A 23,974-nucleotide genomic window follows, 5' to 3' on the forward strand; every position below is an offset into this window, starting at 1 on the left:
CCGACGGGGAAGGGCTCAACCGTGAAAACAGTTGTGCTGGCAGGGATCTTGGCGGTCGCCGCTGCCGTGGTCGCGGCACCGCAGTCCGCGGCGAAACCGCGGGGCAGCGAACCGGTCTACGACTTCGCCCAGGCCGTCCGCGAGACGGCCTGGGTGGACATCGGGCTCGACGGGGACGGCGATGGCCGTTCGGACCGGGTCGCCGCCGACATCATCCGGCCGAAGGAACCGGCGGCGCAGGGCAAGAAGGTCCCGGTCATCATGGACGCGAGCCCGTACTACTCGTGCTGCGGACGCGGCAACGAGAGCGAGCTCAAGACCTACGACCCGTCTGGCAGGCCGGTCGGGTTCCCGCTCTACTACGACAACTTCTTCGTCCCTCGCGGGTACGCCGTGGTCCTGGTGGATCTGGCCGGTACCAACAAATCCCGCGGCTGCACCGATATCGGCGGGCCCTCGGACATCGATTCGGCGCGCAAGGTGGTCGACTGGCTGAACGGCAGGGCCAACGGCTACACGACGGCGACCGGTCCGGCCAGGACGAACGCGACGTGGTCGACCGGCGCGGTCGGCATGATCGGGAAGTCCTACGACGGCACGGTGGCCAACGGCGTCGCCGCGACCGGTGTCGACGGGCTCAAGACCATCGTGCCGATCGGCGCGATCAGTTCCTGGTACGACTACTACCGTTCCGACGGCGCGAACCTGCGCCAGGGCAGCCCGGCGGGGTTGGCGCAGACCGTGTCCCGGCGCAACGGCGGGCAGAACTGCGGCGCGGCGAACCAGAAGCTCACCGCGGGCGCGACCTCGAACGGCGACTACAACGCGTTCTGGCTCGACCGGGACTACGTGCAGAGCGCCTCGAAGGTGAAGGCCAGCGTGCTCGCTTCGCACGGCCTCGGCGACCTCAACGTCAAGACCATCAACTTCGGGCAATGGTGGGAAGCGCTGAACGTCGAGCGCAAGATCTGGCTGACGCAGGCCGGTCACGTCGATCCCTTCGACTACCGGCGCTCGGAGTGGGTCGACACCCTGCACAAGTGGTTCGACCACTACCTGCTCGGCGTCGACAACGGCATCGAGAAGACCCCGGGCGCGAGTGTGGAACGCGAGCCCGACGTCTGGGTGGACCAGCCGGCGTGGCCCGCGGGCAGTGCCGTCACCCTGCGCCCCGCGTCCGGTGGCACTCCGGGCGTCGGCACGCTCGGCACGACCGCGGGGACGGGGACGGTGTCGTTCACGGACTCCTCCGGGCAGTCCTCGAACAGCTGGGCCGCGAGGCCGACGGAGACCTCAAGCGGGCGCGTGCTGTTCAGCACGGGCGCGCTGGCGAAGGACCTTCACGTGTCCGGAACGGCGAAGGTGACTGTGACCGCGACGCCGTCGACGTCCACCGCGCGGCTCTCGGCGATCCTGGTGGACTACGGCCCGGCGACCATCCGGAACTACACGGGACCGAAGGAAGGCATCAAGAACGAGCTGACCCAGTCGTGCTGGGGTGCGAGCGCTTCCGGCAACGACGCCTGCTACCTGAACACGAGTACCGACGCCGTCTCGGTGGGGCTGAACATCATCAGCCGCGGCTGGGCGGATCTGGCCAACCACGGTTCGCTGACCCAGGAGTCGCCGCTGACGCCGGGGCAGCCGTACACGATGACGTTCCGGCTGGCGAGTACGGACCACGTCGTCCCGCAGGGGCATCAGCTCGCGCTGATCATCGGCGGGACGGACGGCTCGTTCATCTCGGGACCGGCGCAGTACCCGAAGATCGCGGTGGATCTGGGCAAGACCTCGCTGGCGCTGCCTGTCGCGGGCTCGGGTCCGTCGGCGGTACCGGCGGCGCTTCCGGTGGCTCCGGCGCAGATCGCGCCTGCCACCGGTTCGGGGCTTGAGCGCGGGTAGGCGAACGCCAGGAACGGTCCTTTCCTTGCAAAATTTGCAAGGAAAGGACCGTTCCTAGCGTCAGCGGACGGCGGTCACGACCCAGACACCGCCGGGGATCCGCACCCCCTGCGGCGTCTCGAATTCGCCGAGCGCGTCGCGGACCTGGTCGCGGAGTCCGGCGATGGAGGCCGCGTCCACGTTCCGCAGGTTGTGCTGGATCGGCGCCATCGAGAAGACGAAGTCCGTCGCGTCGCCGGCGTCGGCCCCGAAGCCCATGTCCGCGTCCACCGGCTTGATCCCGATGTCGCGGAAGCCCGCCGCCGTGAGCACTTCGGTGATCCGCTCGGGCGTCAGCAGCGAACCCATCCCGCGTGCGGCGGGGGAGGGCTCGCGGAGGTAGGGCGCGAGCGCCGCCGTCGCGCGGGCGTAGCCACTGTCGACGTCGCCTGACCGCGGCCCCACGAAAGCCAGCCGCCCGGCCGGTGCCATCGCTTCGCGGACATGCGCGAACGCCTCGACCAGGTCGGCGAAGAACATCACGCCACCCCGGCTGATGACGACGTCGAAGCCGGGCCCGTCGAACGGGTGTACCTGCGCGTCTCCCTGCTCGAACGTGACGTTGGTGATTCCCTCGGCCGCCGCGTCGAGGCGGGCCCTTTCCAGCTGCGGTGCCGACAGGTCGATGCCCAGCGCGCGCCCGCTTCCGGCCCTTTTCGCGGCCATCCGGGTGGTGAGCCCGGCGCCACAGCCCACGTCCAGGACGGCATGACCGTCGCGGATGTCCGCCGCGTCGAAAAGCGGGGCGTCGAAGGCCTCCATCATCCCGTTGTAGCGATCCGGGCGATCCGCCCAAAGCCTGCCCTCCCAGCCGTTCCACGCATCGGCCTGTTGCTGATTGACGATCGCCGTCATCCCGGCACCCCATTCGCATCGTTACTAGAGTTGGACTCTAGTGATTGACTCTAGAGATAGACTCCAGTCATGAGTGGTGTCAAGGGCGCCCGATCCGAACGGGCGGCGGAAACCCGGCGGCGGATCATCACGGCCGCCACGGAGCTCTTCCTCGCCGACGGCTACGGCGCGACCACGCTTCAGCAGGTCGCGGACCGGGCGGGAGTCGCTGTCCAGACCATCTACTTCACCTTCCGCAACAAGCCGACGCTGCTGAAGGAACTGGTCGACGTCGCGATCGCCGGCGACGACGGTCCACTGGCGACGATGGAGCGGCCGTGGTTCGCGCGGGTGATGGACGCGCCGGACGCGCGCGAAGCGCTGACCGCGCTCGTCACCGGCAGCCGGGCCGTGCTCGAACGGGTCGCCGCCGTCAGCGACATGGTCCGCACCGCGACCGCGGCACACCCCGAACTGCGGGAACTGTGGCCGGATCAAGAGGATCCGCGCCATGCCGTACACGTGGCGGCGGCGAAGGCGTTGATGGGGAAACCGGGCGCTGCCACCGGTCTCACCGTCGATAGAGCGGCGGACGTCCTCTACGCGCTCCTCAGCCCGGAGATGTTCCTGATCCTCACCCGTGACCGCGCTTGGCCGCTGGACGTATGGGAGCGCTGGGTGGAGGACACACTGGCCGCGCAGGTGCTCGATCGCGGCTAGCCGAATGCAATGAACGGTCCTTTCCTTGCGAATTTCGCAAGGAAAGGACCGTTCCTGGCGCGCGTGGGGGTCAGCTGGTTTGGGAAGCCGGGCTCTTCGACCCGAAAGGCTTCCGCTGCAGTGCCCGCGCCACCGGCTCCACGATCCGCGCGGCCGTCGGGCCGAGAATCGCCATCAGGAGCACGTACGCCGTCGCGAGCGCCGCGAGTTCGCCGGTCACGGCGCCCGCCGCCACCGCCAGCCCGGCGATGACGATCGAGAACTCGCCTCGCGCGACCAGCGCGGCCCCGGCGCGAGCGCGGCCCATTTTCCCGATGCCTTGCCGCCGCGCGGCCCACCAGCCGGTGCCGACCTTCGTGAGCGTGGTCGCGACCGCCAGCACCACCGCCCAGCCGAGCACGGGCGGGATCGAGGCGGGATTGGTGTTGAGCCCGAACACGACGAAGAACACGGCGGCGAAGAGGTCACGCAGCGGTTCGAGCATGTGCGTCGCGTTCTCCGCCGTCGAACCCGAGATCGCGATGCCGAGCAGGAACGCGCCGACCGCGGCCGAAACCTGCATCGCCGAAGCGGCACCGGCGACCAGCAGTGCCGCGCCGAGGACCTTGAGGAGGAACACCTCGCGATCCGGGCTGTCCACCGCCGCGGAGACGTACCGGCCGAACTTCAGCGCGATCACCAGGACCACGGTGATGACCATCAGGGAGATCCCGACGGCCTTCATCCCGCCGAGGAAGCTCACCCCGCCGAGTACCGCGGTGAGGATCGGCAGGTACAGCGCCATCACCAGGTCCTCGAACACCAGGATCGACAGCACCACCGGGGTTTCCCGGTTACCGAGCCGGCCGAGGTCGCCGAGCACCTTCGCGATGATCCCGGACGACGAGATGTAGGTGACGCCCGCCATGACGATCGCGCCGATCGGCCCCCAGCCGAGGATGAGCGCGACGATCGCCCCCGGCGCGGCGTTGAGCACGATGTCCACGACGCCCGCCAGCCACGAGCGTTTCAGCCCGGTGAACAGCTCGGCCGCCGAGTACTCCAGGCCGAGCAGGAGCAGCAGGAGGACGACACCGATCTCGCTGGCGAGATGGGTGAAATCGCCGATGTCGCCGAGCGGGATGAACCCGCCCTGCCCGAAACACAGGCCACCGATCAGGTACAGCGGGATCGGGGACATCCCGATCTTCCCGGCGAGGCGTCCCAACGCGCCCAGCCCGAAGAAGACCGCCCCGAGTTCGATCAAGGACAGCGCGGTGTGATCCATCCGCGATCAGCCGTACTTCAAGATCTTGACGGCGGCCTCGAGCCCCTCGGAGGTGCCGACCGCGACGAGCACGTCGCCCGCGGTGAGGTTGAAGTCCGGGTTGGGGGAGGGGTGGACCTGACCGGCTCGCATCACCGCGACCACCGAGACGCTCGTCCGCGTGCGCAGGGCGGTGTCGCCCAGCGTCCGCCCGTCGAACGGCGACGACGACTTGATCGGCAGCTGCTTGGTGTTGATGCCGGGCAGGTCCCGGTGCTCTTCGGTGAGCTGGGCGACCAGCTGGGGCGCGCCGAGCAGGTTCGCCAGCGCGCCCGCCTCGTCGGTGGTGAGCGGAAGTGAGGCCAGGCAGGCGTCGGGATCGTCCGTTTTGGACACGATCAGTTCGACGTGTCCATCGCGATGCGTCACCACACCGACGCGGCGGCCGTTGCGGGTGGCGAAGTCCTTGCGGACGCCTATTCCGGGGAGCGGGGTCACTTCGACGTTCACGTGAACAACAGTAACTCACTGTCCGTTTCGCGCTGGGCGGATCAGGAACAACGCCGAGATCACGAGCATGAAGGCGCACGTCGCGCCGTGGATGGCGAGCGCGGCGCCCACGGATCCGTTGTGGGTCAACACGATCAGCATGTCGCCGAACGGGATGAACGCCATCGCGAGCATCGCCCAGCCCAGTGCGCGGGCGTTCCGGAACAGGAGCAGCGCGACCACCACGAGCGCCGTGCCGATGTCTCGGACACCCTTGACCGCGAGGATCGGGTCGCCTTCGGCCGGCATCACCGGCAGCCCGAAGCCGCCCGTCTGGGTCGCCGGGAAGAACACGTAACCGCTACCGAAGTAGAGGACGAAGAGCGCGAGGGCGGCGGACAGGATGTAGGCGATCTTGATTCTGGTCATGGTCTCCGACTCCAAAGCTAGCAGTGCTAGGAACGGCGCCGACACTAGCGCTAGCGCTGCTAGCTTGTCTAGCGGTGCTAGCATATTCGTATGGTCACGAACCCCCGGCGCGAGCGGGACCGCTCGCAACGCGAACAGCTGATCGTCACCACCGCTCGCGAGATCGCCGAAGAAGAGGGCTGGGACGCGGTCACCACCCGGCGGCTGGCGGCGAAGATCGAGTACAGCCAGCCCGTGCTCTACAGCCATTTCTCCGGCAAGGGGGCGATCATGGCGGCCGCGGCGCTCGAAGGATGCACCGAAATGGCCGTCCACATGCGGAGAGGGGCTGTGGCGGAGGAGGGTGCGCGGGACGCCCTGCTGCGGCTGGCCGGGAACTACTTCGACTTCGCCGACCGCAAACCCGCGCTCTACGACGCGATCTTCACCCTCGCCAGTGAACTGAGCTTCGCCAGCCCGGACAGCCCGGCGCCGCTGAAGGACGCCTTCGGCGCCTTGTTCGAAGTCGTGGGTCCGGTCGCCGGCGAATACGACCCCGCCCTCTACACCGAGACCTTCTGGGCCGCCCTGCACGGCCTGGTCACTCTCGAACGCAGCCGCCGGCTCCCGGCGCCCGCGCGCGCGGAACGCATCGGCATGCTCGTCGACCGGTTCGCCGTGGGCGGCTGAGGCGTGTCGTTCGCCACCAGGCAGAATGGTCGTCGATCAGATGAGCGACGGATGAGCTGAGGAGTGTTTCGGTGGCGGGAGCCCTGCGTGGTGTGGTCGCGATGGACGGCCCGTCCGGAACCGGGAAATCCACGGTTTCGCGGAAGCTCGCGACGAAGCTCGGCGCCGGCTACCTCGACACCGGCGCGATGTACCGCATGGTGACCCTCGCCGTCCTGCGCGCCGGGACCGACCTGACCGACGCGGACGCGATCGCCGACGTCGCCCGGAAGGCCGAATTCGGCATCGGGACCAGCCCGGACGAAGCGACCGTGACCCTGGCGGGTGAAGACGTCGCCGCCGAGATCCGCGGCGCGGACGTCACCACCGCGGTGTCGCCGGTTTCGGCCGTCCCCGCGGTCCGTGAGCTGCTGGTCGCCCGGCAGCGCGAGATCATCGCCGAGGTGCTCGGCCGGGTCGGCGGCATCGTGGTCGAAGGCCGCGACATCGGCACCGTCGTTTCGCCGGACGCCCCGCTCAAGATCTTCCTCACCGCTTCGGCCGAGGTCCGCGCCGCCCGCCGCAGCGCGCAGGACTCCGCCGCCGGCCGGGAGTCCACCGTCGACGTCGCCAAGGCGGCGGTGGAACGGCGTGACCGCCTCGACTCCACACGAGCGGCTTCGCCCTTGCGCGCGGCCGAGGACGCCGTCGAGGTCGACACCTCGGCGCTCAATATCGACCAGGTGATCGTGGCGCTGGCGGAACTCGCGCTGCACCGCGGCCTTCTCGAAGGTTGCCCGGCCGAGGCGACGAGGTGAGCGCGCAGGGGCTTCCCGAGGGTGCGAGCGGCCCGATCCACACGTTCGGCCGCGGCATCGCGCAGTTCATCGTGCGGCCCGCCTTCCGGGTGCGGGTGCACGGTGCCGAGCGGGTTCCGGCGTCCGGGCCGGTGGTGTTCATCGCCAACCACAGCTCGATGGTGGAACCGCAGCTGCTCTTCGGAATGTTGCCGAGGCGCACGGCGTTCCTGGTCAAGGAGGAACTCTTCCGGGGGTTCGTCGGCTGGTTCTTCCCGAAACTGGGCCAGATCCCGGTGAAACGGGGGGCGGTGGACCGCAAGCCGCTGATGGCGGCGGTCAAGGTGCTCGAGGACGGCGGTGCGGTCGGGATCTTCCCGGAAGGCACCCGCGGCCTCGGTGACGCCGAAAACTTCGAGCGCGGCGCGGCCTTCCTGGTCCGCGCCGGGAACGCGACCGTGGTTCCGGTCGCCACTCGGGGGACGTACAAACCCGCCGGCGCCAAGCGGCGTTGGCGGCCACGCGTCGACATCATGGTCGGCGAACCTTTCACTCCCGCGATCGGGAAGGGAAGGACAGGGCTGGAGGAGGGAACCGAGCGGCTTCGCATCGCGCTCGCGGACCTCGTGAAGGCACTGGACGAATGGCGCTTGGAGCACGGGCTCCGAGACACGCGACAGGATTGAGAAAATGACAGAGCTTGACGGAGTCGGCGAGGTCGACGGCTCCTGGTCCGACGAATCCGAATTCACCGCGCTCGACGCGCAGATCGCCGCGGGCGAGGCCGAGGAGGAGGCGCAGCTCGCGCAGCCGGTCCTCGCCGTCGTCGGCAGGCCGAACGTCGGCAAGTCAACCCTGGTGAACCGCATCCTCGGCCGCCGCGAGGCGGTCGTGCAGGACGTCCCCGGCGTGACCAGGGACCGCGTCGCCTACGACGCGTTCTGGGCGGGCCGCCGGTTCACGCTGGTGGACACGGGCGGCTGGGAGCCGGACGCGACCGGGCTGCAGGCCTCCGTGGCCGCGCAGGCCGAGATGGCGATGGCCACCGCCGACGCGGTGCTGCTGGTCATCGACGCCAGTGTCGGCGCGACGGCCACCGACGAGGCCGTCTCCAAGGTCTTGCGCCGCTCGAAGAAGCCGGTGCTGCTCGCCGCCAACAAGGTCGACGACGACCGGCTGCTCGCCGACACCGCGTCGCTGTGGTCGCTCGGCCTCGGCGAGCCGTACCCGGTCAGCGCGCTGCACGGGCGCAGCTCGGGCGACCTGCTCGACGCCATCGTCAAGGCGCTGCCGTCGATGCCGCGTGACGGCGACCGCGCCACCACCGGCCCGCGCCGCGTCGCGCTGGTCGGCAAGCCGAACGTGGGCAAGTCCAGCCTGCTGAACAAGCTCTCCGGCGAGGAGCGGTCCGTCGTGGACTCGGTCGCCGGCACCACCGTCGACCCGGTCGACTCGCTGGTCGAGCTGGACGGCGAGACCTGGCGGTTCGTCGACACGGCCGGTCTGCGCAAGCGGGTCAACTCCGCCAACGGCGCGGAGTACTACGCGTCGCTGCGGACCAAGACCGCGATCGACGCGGCCGAGGTCGCGATCGTGCTGCTGGACGCGGCCGAGCCGCTGTCGGAGCAGGACCTGCGCGTGCTGACCATGGTCGTCGAAGCGGGCCGCGCCTGCGTGCTCGCCTTCAACAAGTGGGACCTCGTCGACGAGGACCGCCGTCACGCCATGGTCCGCGAGCTGGACCGCGGCCTGGTGCGGGTGCCGTGGGCGGACAAGGTCAACATCTCCGCGCTCACCGGCCGGTCGGTGCGCAAGCTCGCGCCCGCGCTGCGGACCGCGTTGAAGTCCTGGGACCAGCGGGTCCCCACCGGCCAGCTGAACGGCTGGCTGGCCGACCTCATCGCCGCGACCCCGCCGCCGGTGCGCGGTGGCAAGCAGCCGAAGGTGCTGTTCGCGACCCAGGCGGGCATCCGGCCGCCGACGCTGGTCCTGTTCACCACCGGCTTCCTCGAAGCGGGCTACCGGCGGTTCATCGAACGGAAGTTCCGTGAGCGTTTCGGTTTCGAAGGCAGCCCCGTTCGGGTGAATGTCCGGGTGCGGGAAAAGAAGCAAAAGCCCAAGGCCGGTGGTAAAGCGGCAGGGAAACCGAAGACCCGCTGATTTTCTCACGATGTAGGTGAATATTTCACTGGGTGGACACGCTGATGACCTCGGGTTTCGGCGTGTCCGCCGGTGAGTTTCGACACTCTGCCGAGACCCTCCCGAGATATGTCGTTCACCTGCGGTAAAGTAGCTGGTCTGCTAGCGGGCGCCTCATTCGGAGAGCGAGCCCGAATGACGCACTTCGCGAAAGGTGTGTGATGGGCTTGCGCGCCCAGGCTTCTGCCGTGCCCGTGGTGATTTCCCGATGACTCTGACCGCAGACTCGCGGCCGATCGCCTGCGTCGCGGACGTCACCGTCGCCCCGTCGCCCGCTCCGGTCGCCGACCGGGCCCTGTTCTGGTCCGGTCTCGGCGCGGGCGAGCGCACCCTGATCGACATCCTCGCCGAGACCGCCGCCCGCCACCCCAACGCGGGCGCGATCGACGACGGCGAGACCACGCTTTCCTATCGCAAGCTCGTCGAGGAGATCGACGCTTACGGCCGCAAGCTGACCGCCAACGGGGTCGGCGTCGGCGACCGGGTCGGCGTCCGGATCTCCTCCGGCACCGCCGAGCTCTATGTCGCGATCCTCGGGATCCTGTCCGTCGGCGCCGCCTATGTGCCGGTCGACGCGGACGACCCGGAAGAGCGCGCCGAGCTGGTCTTCGGCGAGGCCGCCGTCGCCGCCGTCGTCACCGATGGCGGCGCGATCACCGTGCTCGGCTCGCCGAGCGGCATCGAGGGCTCGCCCGCGCCTGCCGACGACGCCTGGATCATCTTCACCTCCGGTTCGACCGGGAAGCCGAAGGGCGTCGCGGTCTCGCACGCCTCGGCCGCCGCCTTTGTCGACGCCGAAGCGCGGCTGTTCCTCACCGAGGAGCCGATCGGCCCCGGCGACCGCGTGCTCGCCGGGCTGTCCGTCGCGTTCGACGCGTCCTGTGAAGAGATGTGGCTCGCCTGGCGCCACGGCGCCTGCCTGGTCCCCGCGCCGCGTTCGCTCGTGCGCACCGGTGTCGACCTCGGCCCGTGGCTGGTCGCGCAGGGCATCACCGTCGTGTCGACCGTGCCGACGCTGGCCGCGCTGTGGCCCGCCGACGCGCTCGAAGACGTCCGCCTGCTGATCTTCGGCGGCGAAGCGTGCCCGCCGGAGCTGGCCGAACGCGTCGCCGTCGAAGGCCGCGAAGTCTGGAACACCTACGGTCCCACCGAGGCCACCGTCGTGGCCTGCGCCGCGCAGATGACCGGTGAAGGTCCGGTTCGCATCGGCCTGCCGCTGGTGGGCTGGCAGCTCGCCGTCGTCAACGAGGCCGGCGAGCCGGTCGCGATGGGGGAGACCGGCGAGCTGGTCATCGGCGGCGTCGGCCTGGCCCGTTACCTGGATCCCGAGAAGGACGCCGAGAAGTTCGCGCCGCTGCCCTCACTGGGCTGGCGCCGCGCGTACCGCAGCGGTGACATGGTCCGTGCCGAAGCCGAGGGCCTGCTGTTCCTCGGGCGCCTCGACGAGCAGGTGAAACTCGGCGGCCGCCGGATCGAACTCGGCGAGGTCGACGCCGCGCTCCAGGCGCTGCCCGGCGTGCAGGGCGCCGCCGCCGCGGTCCGCCGCACCAAGGCGGGCAACCAGGTGCTCGTCGGGTACGTCGTGCCCGCCGAAGGGGTCGAGTTCGACCACGACGAGGCCGCGACCCGGCTGCGCGAGCAGCTGCCCGCCGCGCTCGTGCCGCTGCTGGCCCTGATCGACGACCTGCCGACGCGCACCTCCGGCAAGGTCGACCGCAACGCGCTGCCCTGGCCGCTGTCCACTGTGGACGCCGCGAAATCCGGTCTGTCGCCGACGGAGAGCTGGCTCGCCGAAGGCTGGGCGGAGATCCTCGGCGTCTCGGTCGACAGCCCGAAGGCCGACTTCTTCACCAACGGCGGCGGCAGCCTGACCGCCGCCCAGCTGATCGCGCGGATCCGCACCCGGCACCCGCAGGTGTCGGTGAGCGACATCTACGCCAACCCGAAGCTCGGCGCGCTCGCGTCGATGCTGGACGCGCTGAGCGGCGAGAAGACCGAACGCCGTGACATCGCGCCCACCCCGCGCAAGGCCGGGATCATCCAGTCGCTGCTGATGATCCCGCTGATGGGCCTGGTCGGCCTGCGCTGGACGACCATCGCCGCGACGCTGTCGAACGTGCTGTCGTTGGCCGGTTTCGCCTGGGCGCCGACGCTGAACTGGGTGTGGATCGCCGTCGCGTGGATCGTGCTGTTCAGCCCGGCCGGGCGGATCGCGATCTCGGCGACCGGCTCCCGTCTGCTGCTGCGCGGGGTCCGTCCCGGCAGCTACCCGCGCGGCGGGAGTGTCCACTTGCGACTGTGGGCAGCCGAGAAGCTCGCCGAGTTCAGCGGCGCGGACAGTGTCGCGGGCGCTTCGTGGATGACGACGTACGCCAAGGCTCTGGGCGCGCGGATCGCCAAGGACGTCGACCTGCACTCCCCGCCGCCGGTCACCGGCATGCTGAAGCTCGGCCGCGGTGCCGCCGTCGAACCCGAGGTCGATCTGTCCGGGCACTGGGTGGACGGCGACCTCGTGCACATCGGCAAGATCCGGATCGGCGCCGACGCGCGGATCGGCGCGCGCAGCACGCTGTTCCCCGGCGCGCGGATCGGCAAGGGCGCGGAGATCGCGGCCGGCTCGACCGTCCGCGGCAACGTGCCCGCCGGGCAGCGCTGGGCCGGTGCCCCCGCGGCGCGTGCCAGCAAGGACGCGCTGAAGTGGCCGTCGAGCCGCCCGCCGAGGTCGCGGTTCTGGGCCTCGGTCTACGGCGCGACCTCGGTCGCACTGGGCCTGCTGCCCGCCGCTGCCGCTCTGCCCGCCGTCGCCGTGCTGGGTTACGCGATCGCCGGTACTCCGTCCCTGGGTGCCGCGCTCGGCCAGGCGCTGCTGTTCACCCCGCTCGCGACGATCGCGTACTTCCTGACGTACGCCTTGCTCGTGCTCGTCGGCGTCCGTTCGCTGAGCATCGGCATGGTCGAGGGCTACCACCCGGTGCACGGCCGCGTCGCGTGGCAGGTCTGGGCGACCGAACGGCTGATGGGCATGGCGCGTGAAGGGCTGTTCCCCTTGTACGCCAGCCTGTTCACCCCGGTGTGGCTCCGGATGCTCGGGGCCAAGGTCGGCCGCAACGTCGAGGCGTCCACCGTTCTCGCGCTGCCGAAGATGACCCAGGTGGACAGTGGCGCGTTCCTCGCGGACGACACCATGGTCGCCACCTACGAACTCGGCCACGGCTGGCTGCACGTCGCCCCGGCGAGGATCGGCAAGCAGGCGTTCCTCGGCAACTCGGGGATGGCCGCGCCGGGACGTTCGGTGCCGAAACGCGGTCTGGTCGGCGTGCTGTCCTCGGCTCCGCTCAAGGCGAAGAAGGGCTCGTCGTACCTCGGGATGCCGCCGCTGCCGGTCCGCCGGTCGGTCGGCGAGGCCGACACGAGCCGTACCTTCACGCCGCCGCTGCGGCTGAAGGCCGCCCGCGCGCTCGTCGAACTCTGCCGCATCGTGCCGGTGATCTGCGGTGTCGCGCTGACCGTGCTGGTGGCCGCCGGGATCTTCGCGCTGGCGTCGTCCTTCGGTTTCCTGGTCGCGGTCCTGCTCGGCGGACCGCTGCTGCTCGCCGCCGGTGCCGTCGCCGCGCTGACCGCCACCGCGATGAAGTGGCTGCTGGTGGGCCGGTTCCGCGCGGTCGACCACCCACTGTGGAGCTCCTTCGTCTGGCGCAACGAACTCGCCGACACCTTCGTCGAGGCGCTCGCCGTGCCGTGGCTGATCGGTTCGCTCGGCGGCACGCCGCTGCTGCCGGCGTGGCTGCGGACGATGGGCGTCAAGATCGGGCGCGGTGTGTGGCTGGAGACGTATTGGCTGCCCGAGTCCGACCTGGTGACCCTTGGGGACGGCGCGACGATCAACCGCGGCTGTGTCGTGCAGACGCATCTGTTCCACGACCGGATCATGACGATGTCGCCGGTGACCCTGGACGAGGGAGCGACGCTCGGGCCGCACGGTATCGTGCTGCCTGGCGCGAGCATCGGCGCGCGGACGACCGTCGGCCCTGGCTCCTTGGTGACTCGGGGCGACGCGGTCCCCGCCGACTCGCGCTGGCTGGGTAATCCCATCTCGGCCTGGACGAAGTAGGAACCGTTGGCGGAGCTGAGGTGTGTTCGGAATGGTGACCACAGGGGTGAACCCGCCCCGGCCGAAGGCCCCGCTATCGCGGTGGCAGGGCGCCGTGTCCGCACACCGTGACAGTCTTCTGCCAAGCAGCGCCCTGCCGACGTCGATCGCGGCCGCGGGTTCACTGACAGAAACGATGGAAAGCGGGGTCTTTCGCGGGTGATTTCGAAGGACTCCGCGCAGCCCTCGCCCGGCGCGGAAACCTCCGGCGACTCCTATCTGCCCCGTCACGGTAACGGCGGTTACCGGGTCCGGCACTACGATCTGGAGCTGGACTACAAGATCGGTCCCAACCGGCTGTCGGCCTCCGCGACCATCACCGCGGAGGCGACGCAGGCGCTGTCGCGGTTCACACTGGACTTCGGCGAGTTCCGGATCAACCGGGTGCTGGTCAACGGGAAACCGGCCAAGTACACGCGCCGCGCGCACAAACTGCAGGTGAAGCCGGCGAAGTCGCTGGCGCTCGGCAGCGAGTTCCTGGTGGAGGTCCACTACGTCGGCAATCCGCGGCCGCTTCCGGGGCTGTGGGGCGACATCGGCTGGGACGAACTGACCGACGGCTCACTCGTCGCGAGCCAGCCGGTCGGGGCGCCGTCGTGGTTCCCGTGCAACGACCATCCGGCGGACAAGGCGACCTACCGTGTCGCGCTCACGACGTCGTCTCCGTATCTCGTGGCCGTCACCGGGAATCTCGTCTCCCGGTACACGCGCGCGAGCACCACTCAGTGGGTCTTCGAACGGCCGGAGCCGACACCGACGTATCTGATGAGCGTCCAAATCGGACGGTACGACGACATCGTGCTCGCCTCGGGCGGTGTTCCGCAGCGGGCCGCCGTGCCGCCGCGGCTGCGCCGCGCCTTCTCGCGCGATTTCGGGCGGCAGGGCCAGATCATGGACTCGCTGCAGCGGCTGTTCGGGCCGTACCCCTTCGGCGAGTACGTCATCGTCGTCGCCGACGACGACCTCGACGACCCGATCGAAGCGCAGGGCATGTCGATCTTCGGAGCCAACCACGTCGACGGACGCCGCACACACGAACGGCTCGTCGTCCACGAGTTGGCGCATCAGTGGTTCGGCAACAGCCTGACCGTCGCCGACTGGCGGCACATCTGGCTGAACGAAGGCTTCGCGACGTACGCGGAATGGCTCTGGTCCGAGGAATCCGGCGGGCAGAGCGCGCACGTGTGGGCGAAGACCTGGCACGCGCGGATGAAGGGGAAGCCCGCGGACCTGCGTCTCGCCGACCCCGGGGTGTCACGGATGTTCGACGAGCGGGTGTACAAACGCGGCGGTCTTTTGTTGCACGCCTTGCGTTGTACCGTCGGCGACGAGGTCTTCTTCCCGCTGGTGAAGGCTTGGGCGGTGGAGAACCGGCACGGTCTGGTGACCACCGCGGGTTTCGTGACGCTCGCCGAACGCTTCGCCGGTCGGTCGCTTGCTGCTTTCTTCGATGCTTGGCTGGAGGCTCCGGCGCTGCCTCCGCTTCCGCTTGCCTGAAGGTTCCCAATGTCGCATTTGAGACGCTCAGCGTCTCAAATGCGACATTGGGAACACCTGGCGAGTTGTCCACAGGGGGGCGCCGGTGGAGCGAGTTGTCCACAGGGGAGCGGATCGGGGCTGGCGCGGAGTGGACCGGTAGATCCACGATCGCGTATGTGGTGCGAACCGGCGAATGGCGAGACGATCGCGAGGCTCTGTGGGAGCTCAGTCGCGGCGGAGTGATCACTGTCGCGCGACTGGTGGAGTTCGGTGTTCCCAGGAAGACGTGTTATCGGCGCTGCCGGCCTGGGCAGCCGTGGCAGCTCTTGCTGCCAGGAGTGCTCCTGCTCGGTTCCGGTAAACCGACCCGGCGTCAGTTGGTCGACGGGGCCTTGCTCTACGGCGGGCCGCAGGCACTCGTCACAGGTCTCGAAGCTTGCCGCCGCCAGGGCTTGCGGGGATCGGGAATCGCGGCGAACGGGATCCAGCTTCTGATACCGGCCTCGTGCAAGGTCAGCAGCGTGGGTTCGGTGACCGTGGAGCGGACCACGCGAATGCCCCGTCCCGTCGTCGTGGATGGGATGCCGATGGCGCCCCTCGTCCGGGCGGTTCTCGACGAGTGCCGCCGCTTCAGCGCGCGTGACCCGGTCCGGGCATTGCTGACCGAAGCCGTTCAGCGAGGAAGGCTGAATCCCGAGGTTCTCATCAGGGAACTCGAAGTGGGCAGTGACCGAGGCAGCGCGTTGCCTCGCGAGGTGTTGCGCGACGTCCTGCGAGGAGCGCGGTCGGTGGCCGAGGTCGACGCGATGGCGGTCTGGCGGCGGATCGGGCTGCCGGAGCCGTTGTGGAACCACGAATTACGGGACGCCTCCGGCCGCTACATCGGCACCGCCGATGGCTACTTCAAGGAGGTTCGGCTCGCTTGGGAGGTCGACTCGTACGACTTCCACTTCGAGCGGAAGCAGTATGCCGGCACGCTCGAAAGGAACGGCAGGTACGCCGCTGAGGGGATCCTCGTACTGCAGACCCTGCCCAGCCGGTTGCGATCAGAGCCCGGCAAGGTCGCCGCCGAGCTCGTCGCCGCGTACCACGCCGCGAATTCCATGAACGGAGTTGAACTCAACCCAGGTTGAGGAGGCAAGCTCAGGCTGAGCGAACACCCTGGGAGGTAACGAAAGTGATTCTCGAGCTCGCAGAAGCGGGCGGCAGTCCGCGCGACCTCGTCGGCGGCAAGGCGGCGAATCTCGCGGAGATGATTTCGGCGGGGTTCCCCGTGCCGCAAGGCTTCTGTATCACGACCGCCGCGTACCGGCAGGTGATCGCGGACGGCGAGGAGGGACGGCTGCGGGCCCACGTGCTGACCGTGCCGCTCCCGGCCCGGCTCGAAACCGGGATCGTCGAGGCATACGAACGGCTTTCGCAGGGCGGTCCGGTCGCGGTGCGGTCGTCGTCGACCGCCGAGGATCTGCCGGACGCCAGTTTCGCCGGGCAGTACGACACCTTCCTCGGCGTCCAGGGCGCGGACGAGGTGCTCGCGGCGGTGCGCCGGTGCTGGGCTTCGCTGTGGTCCGACCGGGCGATGAGGTACCGGGCGGCGCACGACACCGAGCGCGCTCCGGCCATCGCGGTGATCGTGCAGCGCCTGGTCGACGCCGAGTGTGCCGGGGTGCTGTACACGGCGAATCCGGTTTCGGGCAAACGGTCCGAAGTCGTCGTCGACGCCGCGCCCGGGTTGGGTGAAGCGGTGGTTTCCGGTGCGGTGACGCCGGACCACTACCGGCTGAGCGTCGAAAGCGAAACCGTCGAGGGGCCGGGCGAGGGCTGCCTGACGCCGTCGCGGCTGGGTGAACTCGCGGCGGTCGGCAGGAGCCTGGAGAAGCACTTCGGCGCGCCGCAGGATGTCGAGTGGGCGTTCGACGGCGACGGTGAACTGTGGTTGACCCAGTCGCGGCACATCACCACCCTCTTCCCGGTCCCGGAGAGCGAGGGGGAGCCGCGCGCGTACTGGTCGGTCAACGTCTACCAGGGGATCAACCGCCCCTTCACGCCGATGGGCGCGTCGATGATCCGGGAGCGGCAGCGCGGGATGGCGGCGTACATGAGCGCGCTCGGCTTCTCCGGCGAGATCATCGACGTGGACGGATGGCTGTTCTGGGACATCACCGACGGCGTGCGGAGTCCGGCGAAGCGGCCGAAAATGGCCGCGTTCATGGACAGTCTCGCGGCGCCGTCGGGCCGGCTGGTCGAGCAGCTCGGCCGTGACCAGCGGTTTCCTTCGCCATCCGGTTCCGAAGAGGACACCCCGCCGAAGAAACGGCGCCGCCGCTGGGAACGGATGATCCCCGCTTGGCTGTGGCCGGATCAGGCCCGCGCCAGGGTCGTTCGCGACGCCGAGCGGCGCATCACCGCGTTCGCGGGGCCCGCCGAGGCGACGGCCGGGGAACGACTGTCCTTTGTGGAGTCCGTCCGGCGCGACGTCTGCCGGATCGAGGCGAATCTCCCTCGTGACGCCAATACCGCTGGCGGGACCGGCGGGCAGCTTGCCGTGCGGCTGCTTCGTGGCTACGTGGACGAGGAGGAGATCGCCGCCGTTTTCCGCGGCATCCCGCACAATCCGACCACCGAGATGGATCTGGCGTTGTGGCGGACGGGGGAGGCGATCCGGCGCGACGACGAGGCCTTGAGTTTGCTGCTCGACACCGCGTCCGACGAGCTGGCCGCCAAACAGCTCGCGGGCACCCTGCCGGACGTCGTCCAGCACAGCGTCGCGGCCTTCCTGGCGGAATACGGTTGCCGCGCCACCTCGGAGATCGACTTCGGTGTACCCCGCTGGGCCGACGATCCCGAGCCGGTTTTCGCGATATTGGTGAATCTGCTCCGCGCGGAAGGTGCGGAGCAGAACGCGGCAAGCCGCTTCGAACACGCGGCCGCGGAGGCCGAGGCGCGGATCGTCGAACTCACTCGCCGGCTTCCAGCGACCAAACCGCACCGGGCGATCTTGGCGCGCTTCCTGCTCCGCAGGTCGAGGCGATTGCGCGGACTGCGCGAGTTCCCGAAGTTCTGCCTCATGCGCGGTTTCGCCGCGCTTCGGAAGCAGTTGCTCCTCGTCGGCGAGGAGATCGTCCGGGCGGAGCGGCTGGAGCGGGCCGGCGACGTGATGTTCCTCGACCTGGCCGAGGTCCGCGAAGCCTTGGACGGCAGGGACTTCCGGGCGACCGTGGCGCGACGGCGAGAGATCCGGGAGCGGGAGGCGCGCAGGCCCCGGGTGCCGTCGGTCCTGCTGTCCGACGGCACCGTGCCCGCCCTCGCGGCCGATACGGGCGAAGGTGACCTGACCGGGCTGGCCGCGGCGGCCGGGGTGGCGACCGGCCGGGCGAGGGTGATCCACGATCCCGACGGGGCACGGATCGAACCGGGCGAGATCCTCGTCGCCGCCACGACGGACCCCGGCTGGACGCCGCTGTTCCTGACCGCGGCCGCGCTGGTGACCGAAACGGGCGGGATGATCTCCCACGGCACGACCGTGGCCAGGGAACACGGGATCCCGGCAGTGGTCGGCGTCCCCGGTGCGACCGCGCTGATCACCACCGGCCGGGTGATCACCGTCGACGGCTCCGCGGGGACGATCACGTTCGGCGAGGAGTCCCGGTGACTTCCGTGCTCACCGGCGCGTTCAACTTCCGTGACACGGGCGGCGGGCCGATCCAGCGGGGACGGCTGTTCCGAAGTGACACCCTGCAGGCCTTGACCGGGACGGATAAAGAACTCCTGCTCGGCAGGCTTCGCATCGAAGGCGTCCTCGACCTTCGTTCCAGTGCCGAGACTGTCGGCGAGGGCCGGGCGGAACTGCCCGGGGTCCGCTACGCGAACGTGCCGCTGCGGACCGTCCAAAGCGGACGGTCGAGCACGCTGGAGGAGATCTACGCCGACCATCTCCGGCACGACGACAACCTCCCGGTCGCCATCGAGATCCTGGCGGTCCTGCTGGCCCGGCCCGTCGTGGTGCATTGCGCGTCGGGCAAGGACCGGACCGGGATCGTCACGGCCCTCGCGCTCGGCCTCGCCGGGGCGCCGCGGGAGCTGATCGTCCAGGACTATCTGCGCAGCGCGTACAGCCTTCCCCGGGTGATCGAGCGCTTCCGCTCGCTCCGGTTGCCGGAGGAACTGTTCCGGTGCACCGAGAGCACGATCAACGCGGTGCTGGACAGTGTCGAGGACGATTTCGGGGGTTTCGCCGGCTGGGCGCGGCAGCATGGCGTGTCCGACGCGACGGCCCGGGCACTGAGGGCGCATTTACTCAACGGTTGATGGATTGTCCGACGAGACATCGGATGTCTGTACCGCTGCGCGAGTGAAGGGGGTGGCCAAAGCTCGACTATTTCTGGAAACATGCCGGTCGCCAGGACTTGATCTGCGTTAAACGTAGTATGAATCTGGAGGCGCTCATGGCCGAGCTGTCCAGGCGATCGATGCTGAGGGCCGCGGCGGGGGCGGCGGCGCTCGGCGGACTCTGGGCTCAAGGGGCGCCACCGGCACTCGCCGGACAAGACGTCCATCGCCGGATCGTCGACGACGCGCGCATGATCTGGAAGCGGCTGCCGACAGGCTGGCAAGAGGGCCCGTTCCTCGCCAACGGCTTTCTCGGCGTCCAGTTCTACGCGGGGGCGCAGCCGAACGTCCTCAAGGTGATGCTCAGCCATTCCCGCGTCCAGGACCAGCGCGGGCAGTGGGAAGCGGGCATCGGGTACTCGCGGCTCCCGATCGGCTACCTCACCCTCACCTTCGAGGGGGCGATCACGGCGGTGGAGTGGCACCTGGACCTGTACAACGCCGAACTCGGCGGCACGATCACCACCACCCGCGGCTCGGTGCGTTTCTCCGCGCTGGTCCACAACGACCAGGACCTCCTCCTCGTCTCGCTCACCGGGGAGGCGGCGGCGGATTGGGGGTTCACGCCGCTCAAGTCGGCGACGACCAGGACGATCCGCAAACCGCCCGAGTACACGGCCAATCCCGATCCGAAGCTCGCCAGTGCGGGCGCCGTCCGGTACTGCGAGCAGCCGCTCCACGCGGGCGGCGGGTACACGACGGCGTGGCGTGAGCGGACCATCGGCACGCGACGGCTCCTGGCGGCGACGGTCGCGTACGGGTTCCCTGAGCCGACGCACACCGCGGAGGCGATCACGAGGGTCGATCGGGCGTCGGCGGTGAACCCGGACCTGCTCGTCGCCGGTCACCGGCGCTGGTGGAACGCCTTCTATCGCCGTAGTTTCGTGTCCATTCCGGACAAACGGATCCAGCGGTTCTACTGGATCCAGCTGTACAAGACCGCCTGCGCCACCCGCGCGAACGGCCCGGTGGTCGCCGAATGGGGGCCGTGGTTCCCGGAGATCGGCAACAGCTGGACGGCGGTGTGGTGGAACCTGAACGTCCAGGTCACGTATCCGATCGTCAACAGCAGCAACCATCCCGAACTCGACGCCGTCACCGCGACCTTCCGCCGCGACCACGCCAACCTCGAACTCTCGGTGCCTCCCGCGTACCGGGACGGCGACACGTACGCGCTTTCGCATCCGGGCGACTGGCGGCTGCGGCCCGGCGGTACTCGCGCGGTCGGGATCCCCGGGCCCGCCACCAAGAACGACCAGACCGGAAACCTGATCTGGGGCCTGCACAACGTCTGGCTCGCGTACCGGCACAGCATGGACGTCCAGGTCCTGCGCGACGTCCTGTATCCGACACTGGCCAAGGCGCTCAACTACTACCGGCACTTCCTCGCGACGGGCTCGGACGGCGCCTTGCATCTCCCGATGACGAGGTCGCCCGAGTACGCCGACGCGGCCGACTGCACCTACGACCTGTCGTTGATCCGCTGGGCCGCGCGCACCCTGGTCGAATCGGCGGCCAAGCTGCGGATCGACGATCCGCGGGTGCCGGCGTGGCGGGAGATCGGCGAGAAGCTGGTGCCGTATCACCAGGATCCCGCCCAAGGCGTCCTGATCGGCGACGGCGTCCCACTGGCCGACTCACATCGGCACTTCTCGCATCTGCTCTGGCTCTATCCGCTGCGCGAAAAACTCTGGGATCGTCCCGGCGACCGGGACATCATGCGCCGCACGTTCGCGCATTGGGCCGGATCCCAGGGGAAATGGCACGGCTACAGCTTCGCGGCGGCATCGTCGATGAGTTCCGTGATGGACGAGCCCGAGGAAGCCCTGCGCTATCTGAAGATCTTCCTCGACGGAACCGTCGTCGCCGACACCCAGCTGACCCCGAACACGATGTACCGCGAGGGAGCGAACTTCGCGATCGAGAGCCCCATCACCGCCGCGCAGTCCGTTGTGGACATGCTCCTGCAAGGTGACCACGGTGTCCTCAAGGTCTTCCCGTCGGTCTCGTCGGCCTGGCCGGACGCGTCCTTCGAAAGCCTGCGCGCGGAAGGCGCCTTCCTCGTGGACGCGTCCCGGCGCAGCGGCACGACCGAATGGATCCGCGTCCACAGCGAGGCGGGGGAGCCACTCACCCTGTGGCACGGGATCCCGGGCGAAATCGAGGTCCGTGACGCGCGCGGGCGGCGGCTTCCTTGGCGTCACGCGGGTCCTGGCGCGATCTCGATCCCGCTCCGCCGCGGCGGGACGGCCGTCGTCACGCGGCGCGGCGCGCGTCCGGAACTGCGGCCGCGGGACGTGCCCGGTGACCATGGAACTCCGGCTTGGGGGATCTGACGATGGATATCACTCGCAGGACCGTGCTCGGCGGGGCGTTGGCCGGCGTGGCCGCGGCCGGATTCGCGCCGTCCGCGTCGGCGGTGGAGAACGACTTCGCGCTCGGCGGCCTCGACTGGCCCGGTTTCCTCGGCACGGCCGACCTGATCTGGCGCCGGATGCCGAAGACCTGGTACGAAGGCCCCTTTCTGGGCAACGGTTTCCTCGGCTCGGGCATCTACGCCGAGCCCGGCCGGAACGCCGTCCGGTTCAACGTCCAGCACAGCGAAGTGCAGGACCACCGGCCGGAGTTCGGCTCCCTGTTCGGGCTCGCGCGGCTGCCGATCGGCCATTTCACCCTCGAACCGGTCGGCGCCATCACCGGGATCGACTGGCGGATGGACCTCTGGAACGCCGAACTCAGGGGCACGATCACCACGACGGCGGGCAGCCTCTCGCTGCGGGCGATCGTCCACACCGGACAGTCGCTGCTGGCCGTCGAGGTCGAGCCGACCGAGGGGGAGCGCGGTTTCGAATGGGTCTTCCATCCGGCCGAGGCGGTGAGCCCGAGAACGGATCCGAAATTCGGGAAGCCGCCGCCCGCCGGTTATGTCGCCAACCCGCCCGCGAGCCTGGAAAGCAGCGGTGACAGCAGGCTTTCCGTGCAGAGCCTGCTGGCGGGCGGCGAGCACGTCACGGCGTGGCGCGAGGTCGCTCAGGGCTCGAAGCGGACGCTGTACACGTCCGTGGCCTGGTCGTATCCGAAGAAGACCGCCGTACGGGAGGCGTTGAAGACGGTCCGCCGGGCCGAGCCGTTCCCGGCGTTGACGGCCGGCCATCGCCGCTGGTGGCACGACTACTACCGGCACGGCTTCCTGTCCATTCCGGACACCCGGCTCCAGAGCTTCTACTGGATCCAGCTGTACAAGATCGCCTCCGCCGCGCGCCGGGAAGCGCCGGTGATGGCGACCTGCGGACCATGGCTGGAACCGACCCCGTGGCCCGCGACGTGGTGGAACCTCAACGTCCAGCTCGAGTACTGGCTCATCCACGGGTCCAACCACCTCGAACTGGACGCCGTCGGGCACGCGCTCGGCAAGTACCGGGCGAACCTGACGAGCCAGGTCGCCGAGCCGTACCAGCACGATTCGGCGGGCATCCCGCGTACGACGGACATGAACCTGCTCAACGGCGCGGCCGGGACGAACGCCGGGTTCCCGGTCGGCATCCCGGGCAAGGAGAAGCCGACGCCGGAGGTCGGGAACCTCACCTGGGCGCTGCACAACGTCTGGCTGTCCTATCGGCACACGATGGACCGGAGCCTCCTGCGGGACACCCTGTTCCCCCTGCTGCGCAAGGCGATCAACTACTACCTGCATTTCCTGGCGCCCGGGGCGGACGGGAAACTGCACCTCCCGGCGACGTTCTCCCCGGAGTACGGCGTCAACGCGCCCGACTGCAACTACGACCTCGCGCTGATCCGATGGGGCTGCAAGACCCTGCTGGAGTCGGCGGCGGAACTGCGCGTCGACGATCCGCTCGCGCGACGGTGGCGGGAGGTCCTGGCCACGCTCGTCCCGTATCCGGCCGATGCCAACGGCTACATGATCGGCGCGGGTGTGCCGTTCGCGAAGTCGCATCGGCACTACTCGCATCTGCTGCAGATCTACCCGCTGTACGAGATCACCTGGGAGCGGCCGGAACACCGGCGGATCATCGAGACCTCGCTCGATCACTGGGTGGGTTTCGAGGGGGCGTTGCAGGGCTACACGTTCACCGGGGCCGCGTCGATGTCGGCGCAGATGCTGCGCGGCGAGAAGGCGGAGTTCTACCTCGGCGAGCTACAGCGGCGCTACATCCAGCCGAACACGATGTACAAGGAATCCGGTCCGGTGATCGAGACACCGCTCTCGGCCGCGCAGTCGCTGCACGACATGCTCGTGCAGAGCTGGGGCGGCGTGATCCGGCTCTTCCCGGCCGTACCCGCGAAATGGGCGGACGCCGCGTTGCGTGACTTCCGTACGGAGGGCGCGTTCCTGCTCAGCGCCTCCCGGCAGGGCGGGAGAACACGGTGGGTGAAGATCACCAGCGAGGCGGGGGCGCCGTGTGTGCTGCGGACGGATCTCGAAGGTGAGCTGACCGTCCGCGACCGGTGGGGGAGGCCGAAACGCTGGCGGCGGCTGCCGAACGGGGACGTCCGGATCGACCTGAGGCGCGGGGAAGAGGCCGTCGTGCACCGTGCGGGCGACCGGCCCGACTTCGAAATCCGGCCCGTCCCGTCGAACGGGGACGGCACGCCGTGGGGGATGCCGTGACTTACTGAACGGTGATACGCAAG

Annotated in this window: 17 protein-coding genes; 13 read left to right on the forward strand and 4 right to left on the reverse strand. The window is 69.4% G+C overall.

Features of this window, described 5'->3' with window-relative positions; translation table 11 throughout:
* Window positions 1-33: 33 nt before the first annotated feature.
* Window positions 34-1,902, forward strand: coding sequence for a Xaa-Pro dipeptidyl-peptidase (locus ACIBTM_RS45710; RefSeq protein ID WP_395883393.1), 1,869 nt, complete (start codon window positions 34-36; stop codon window positions 1,900-1,902).
* A gap of 60 nt (window positions 1,903-1,962) precedes the next feature.
* Here ACIBTM_RS45710 and ACIBTM_RS45715 read toward each other — a convergent pair whose 3' ends face one another.
* A complete protein-coding gene (locus tag ACIBTM_RS45715) occupies window positions 1,963-2,796 on the reverse strand; it encodes a class I SAM-dependent methyltransferase (RefSeq protein ID WP_395883362.1) in 834 nt (277 codons plus the stop codon).
* A gap of 69 nt (window positions 2,797-2,865) precedes the next feature.
* Between ACIBTM_RS45715 and ACIBTM_RS45720 the strand changes: the two genes are divergently transcribed.
* Window positions 2,866-3,495, forward strand: coding sequence for a TetR/AcrR family transcriptional regulator (locus tag ACIBTM_RS45720; RefSeq protein WP_395883363.1), 630 nt, complete (start codon window positions 2,866-2,868; stop codon window positions 3,493-3,495).
* Between the two features lie 70 nt (window positions 3,496-3,565).
* Here the strand turns inward: ACIBTM_RS45720 and ACIBTM_RS45725 are convergent, their stop codons facing one another.
* From ACIBTM_RS45725 to ACIBTM_RS45735, 3 genes are read right to left on the reverse strand one after another with little or no spacing between them, the layout of a single operon-like run.
* Entirely contained in the window at window positions 3,566-4,762 is a 1,197-nt protein-coding gene (locus ACIBTM_RS45725; protein WP_395883364.1) for a cation:proton antiporter, read from the reverse strand.
* A gap of 6 nt (window positions 4,763-4,768) precedes the next feature.
* Window positions 4,769-5,251 (reverse strand): cation:proton antiporter regulatory subunit, encoded by a 483-nt coding sequence (locus tag ACIBTM_RS45730; protein WP_395883365.1) that lies wholly within the window; start codon window positions 5,249-5,251, stop codon window positions 4,769-4,771.
* Between the two features lie 15 nt (window positions 5,252-5,266).
* The gene (locus ACIBTM_RS45735; protein WP_395883366.1) at window positions 5,267-5,659 is read right to left on the reverse strand and encodes a DUF4267 domain-containing protein; all 393 of its coding nucleotides are present in this window, start codon (window positions 5,657-5,659) and stop codon (window positions 5,267-5,269) included.
* Between the two features lie 90 nt (window positions 5,660-5,749).
* Here ACIBTM_RS45735 and ACIBTM_RS45740 point away from each other — a divergent pair, with 90 nt between their 5' ends.
* The 11 genes from ACIBTM_RS45740 to ACIBTM_RS45790 all read left to right on the forward strand — a co-directional run bounded on the left by ACIBTM_RS45740 (window position 5,750) and on the right by ACIBTM_RS45790 (window position 23,951).
* Window positions 5,750-6,328, forward strand: coding sequence for a TetR/AcrR family transcriptional regulator (locus tag ACIBTM_RS45740; protein ID WP_395883367.1), 579 nt, complete (start codon window positions 5,750-5,752; stop codon window positions 6,326-6,328).
* Between the two features lie 92 nt (window positions 6,329-6,420).
* On the forward strand, window positions 6,421-7,125 hold the full coding sequence (cmk, locus tag ACIBTM_RS45745) for a (d)CMP kinase (RefSeq protein ID WP_395883394.1): 705 nt from the start codon (window positions 6,421-6,423) through the stop codon (window positions 7,123-7,125).
* Window positions 7,122-7,790: a lysophospholipid acyltransferase family protein gene (locus ACIBTM_RS45750; protein WP_395883368.1), complete on the forward strand. Its 669-nt coding sequence runs from the start codon at window positions 7,122-7,124 to the stop codon at window positions 7,788-7,790. Before cmk ends, ACIBTM_RS45750 begins: the two co-directional genes overlap by 4 nt.
* 4 nt (window positions 7,791-7,794) lie before the next feature.
* Window positions 7,795-9,264 carry a ribosome biogenesis GTPase Der gene (gene der, locus ACIBTM_RS45755; protein ID WP_063272277.1) on the forward strand — a complete coding sequence of 490 codons (1,470 nt, stop codon included), beginning with the start codon at window positions 7,795-7,797 and terminating at the stop codon, window positions 9,262-9,264.
* Between the two features lie 247 nt (window positions 9,265-9,511).
* The gene (locus tag ACIBTM_RS45760) at window positions 9,512-13,414 is read left to right on the forward strand and encodes a Pls/PosA family non-ribosomal peptide synthetase (RefSeq protein WP_395883369.1); all 3,903 of its coding nucleotides are present in this window, start codon (window positions 9,512-9,514) and stop codon (window positions 13,412-13,414) included.
* Between the two features lie 198 nt (window positions 13,415-13,612).
* Window positions 13,613-14,950: a M1 family metallopeptidase gene (locus ACIBTM_RS45765; protein WP_395883370.1), complete on the forward strand. Its 1,338-nt coding sequence runs from the start codon at window positions 13,613-13,615 to the stop codon at window positions 14,948-14,950.
* A gap of 503 nt (window positions 14,951-15,453) precedes the next feature.
* Window positions 15,454-16,065, forward strand: a complete 612-nt coding sequence (locus ACIBTM_RS45770) for a hypothetical protein (protein WP_395883371.1) — start codon at window positions 15,454-15,456, stop codon at window positions 16,063-16,065.
* 44 nt (window positions 16,066-16,109) lie between these two features.
* On the forward strand, window positions 16,110-18,584 hold the full coding sequence (locus tag ACIBTM_RS45775; protein ID WP_395883372.1) for a PEP/pyruvate-binding domain-containing protein: 2,475 nt from the start codon (window positions 16,110-16,112) through the stop codon (window positions 18,582-18,584).
* The gene (locus ACIBTM_RS45780; protein ID WP_395883373.1) at window positions 18,581-19,240 is read left to right on the forward strand and encodes a tyrosine-protein phosphatase; all 660 of its coding nucleotides are present in this window, start codon (window positions 18,581-18,583) and stop codon (window positions 19,238-19,240) included. Before ACIBTM_RS45775 ends, ACIBTM_RS45780 begins: the two co-directional genes overlap by 4 nt.
* 137 nt (window positions 19,241-19,377) lie before the next feature.
* Window positions 19,378-21,657, forward strand: a complete 2,280-nt coding sequence (locus tag ACIBTM_RS45785) for a glycosyl hydrolase family 95 catalytic domain-containing protein (protein WP_395883374.1) — start codon at window positions 19,378-19,380, stop codon at window positions 21,655-21,657.
* Window positions 21,658-21,659: 2 nt separating this feature from the next.
* Complete coding sequence (locus ACIBTM_RS45790; protein WP_395883375.1) at window positions 21,660-23,951, forward strand: glycosyl hydrolase family 95 catalytic domain-containing protein; 2,292 nt, start codon at window positions 21,660-21,662, stop codon at window positions 23,949-23,951.
* Window positions 23,952-23,974 lie beyond the last annotated feature (23 nt).

The sequence above is a fragment of the Amycolatopsis sp. NPDC049868 genome, from assembly GCF_044461365.1.
In the GTDB taxonomy this organism is placed as follows: domain Bacteria; phylum Actinomycetota; class Actinomycetes; order Mycobacteriales; family Pseudonocardiaceae; genus Amycolatopsis.

Coding starts and splice junctions, on each gene's coding strand:
- ACIBTM_RS45715 (WP_395883362.1), bottom strand. CDS start 2,796: ATGACGGCGATCGTCAATCAGCAACAGGCCGATGCGTGGAACGGCTGG.
- ACIBTM_RS45720 (WP_395883363.1), top strand. CDS start 2,866: ATGAGTGGTGTCAAGGGCGCCCGATCCGAACGGGCGGCGGAAACCCGG.
- ACIBTM_RS45725 (WP_395883364.1), bottom strand. CDS start 4,762: ATGGATCACACCGCGCTGTCCTTGATCGAACTCGGGGCGGTCTTCTTC.
- ACIBTM_RS45735 (WP_395883366.1), bottom strand. CDS start 5,659: ATGACCAGAATCAAGATCGCCTACATCCTGTCCGCCGCCCTCGCGCTC.
- ACIBTM_RS45740 (WP_395883367.1), top strand. CDS start 5,750: ATGGTCACGAACCCCCGGCGCGAGCGGGACCGCTCGCAACGCGAACAG.
- der (WP_063272277.1), top strand. CDS start 7,795: ATGACAGAGCTTGACGGAGTCGGCGAGGTCGACGGCTCCTGGTCCGAC.
- ACIBTM_RS45760 (WP_395883369.1), top strand. CDS start 9,512: ATGACTCTGACCGCAGACTCGCGGCCGATCGCCTGCGTCGCGGACGTC.
- ACIBTM_RS45785 (WP_395883374.1), top strand. CDS start 19,378: ATGGCCGAGCTGTCCAGGCGATCGATGCTGAGGGCCGCGGCGGGGGCG.
- ACIBTM_RS45790 (WP_395883375.1), top strand. CDS start 21,660: ATGGATATCACTCGCAGGACCGTGCTCGGCGGGGCGTTGGCCGGCGTG.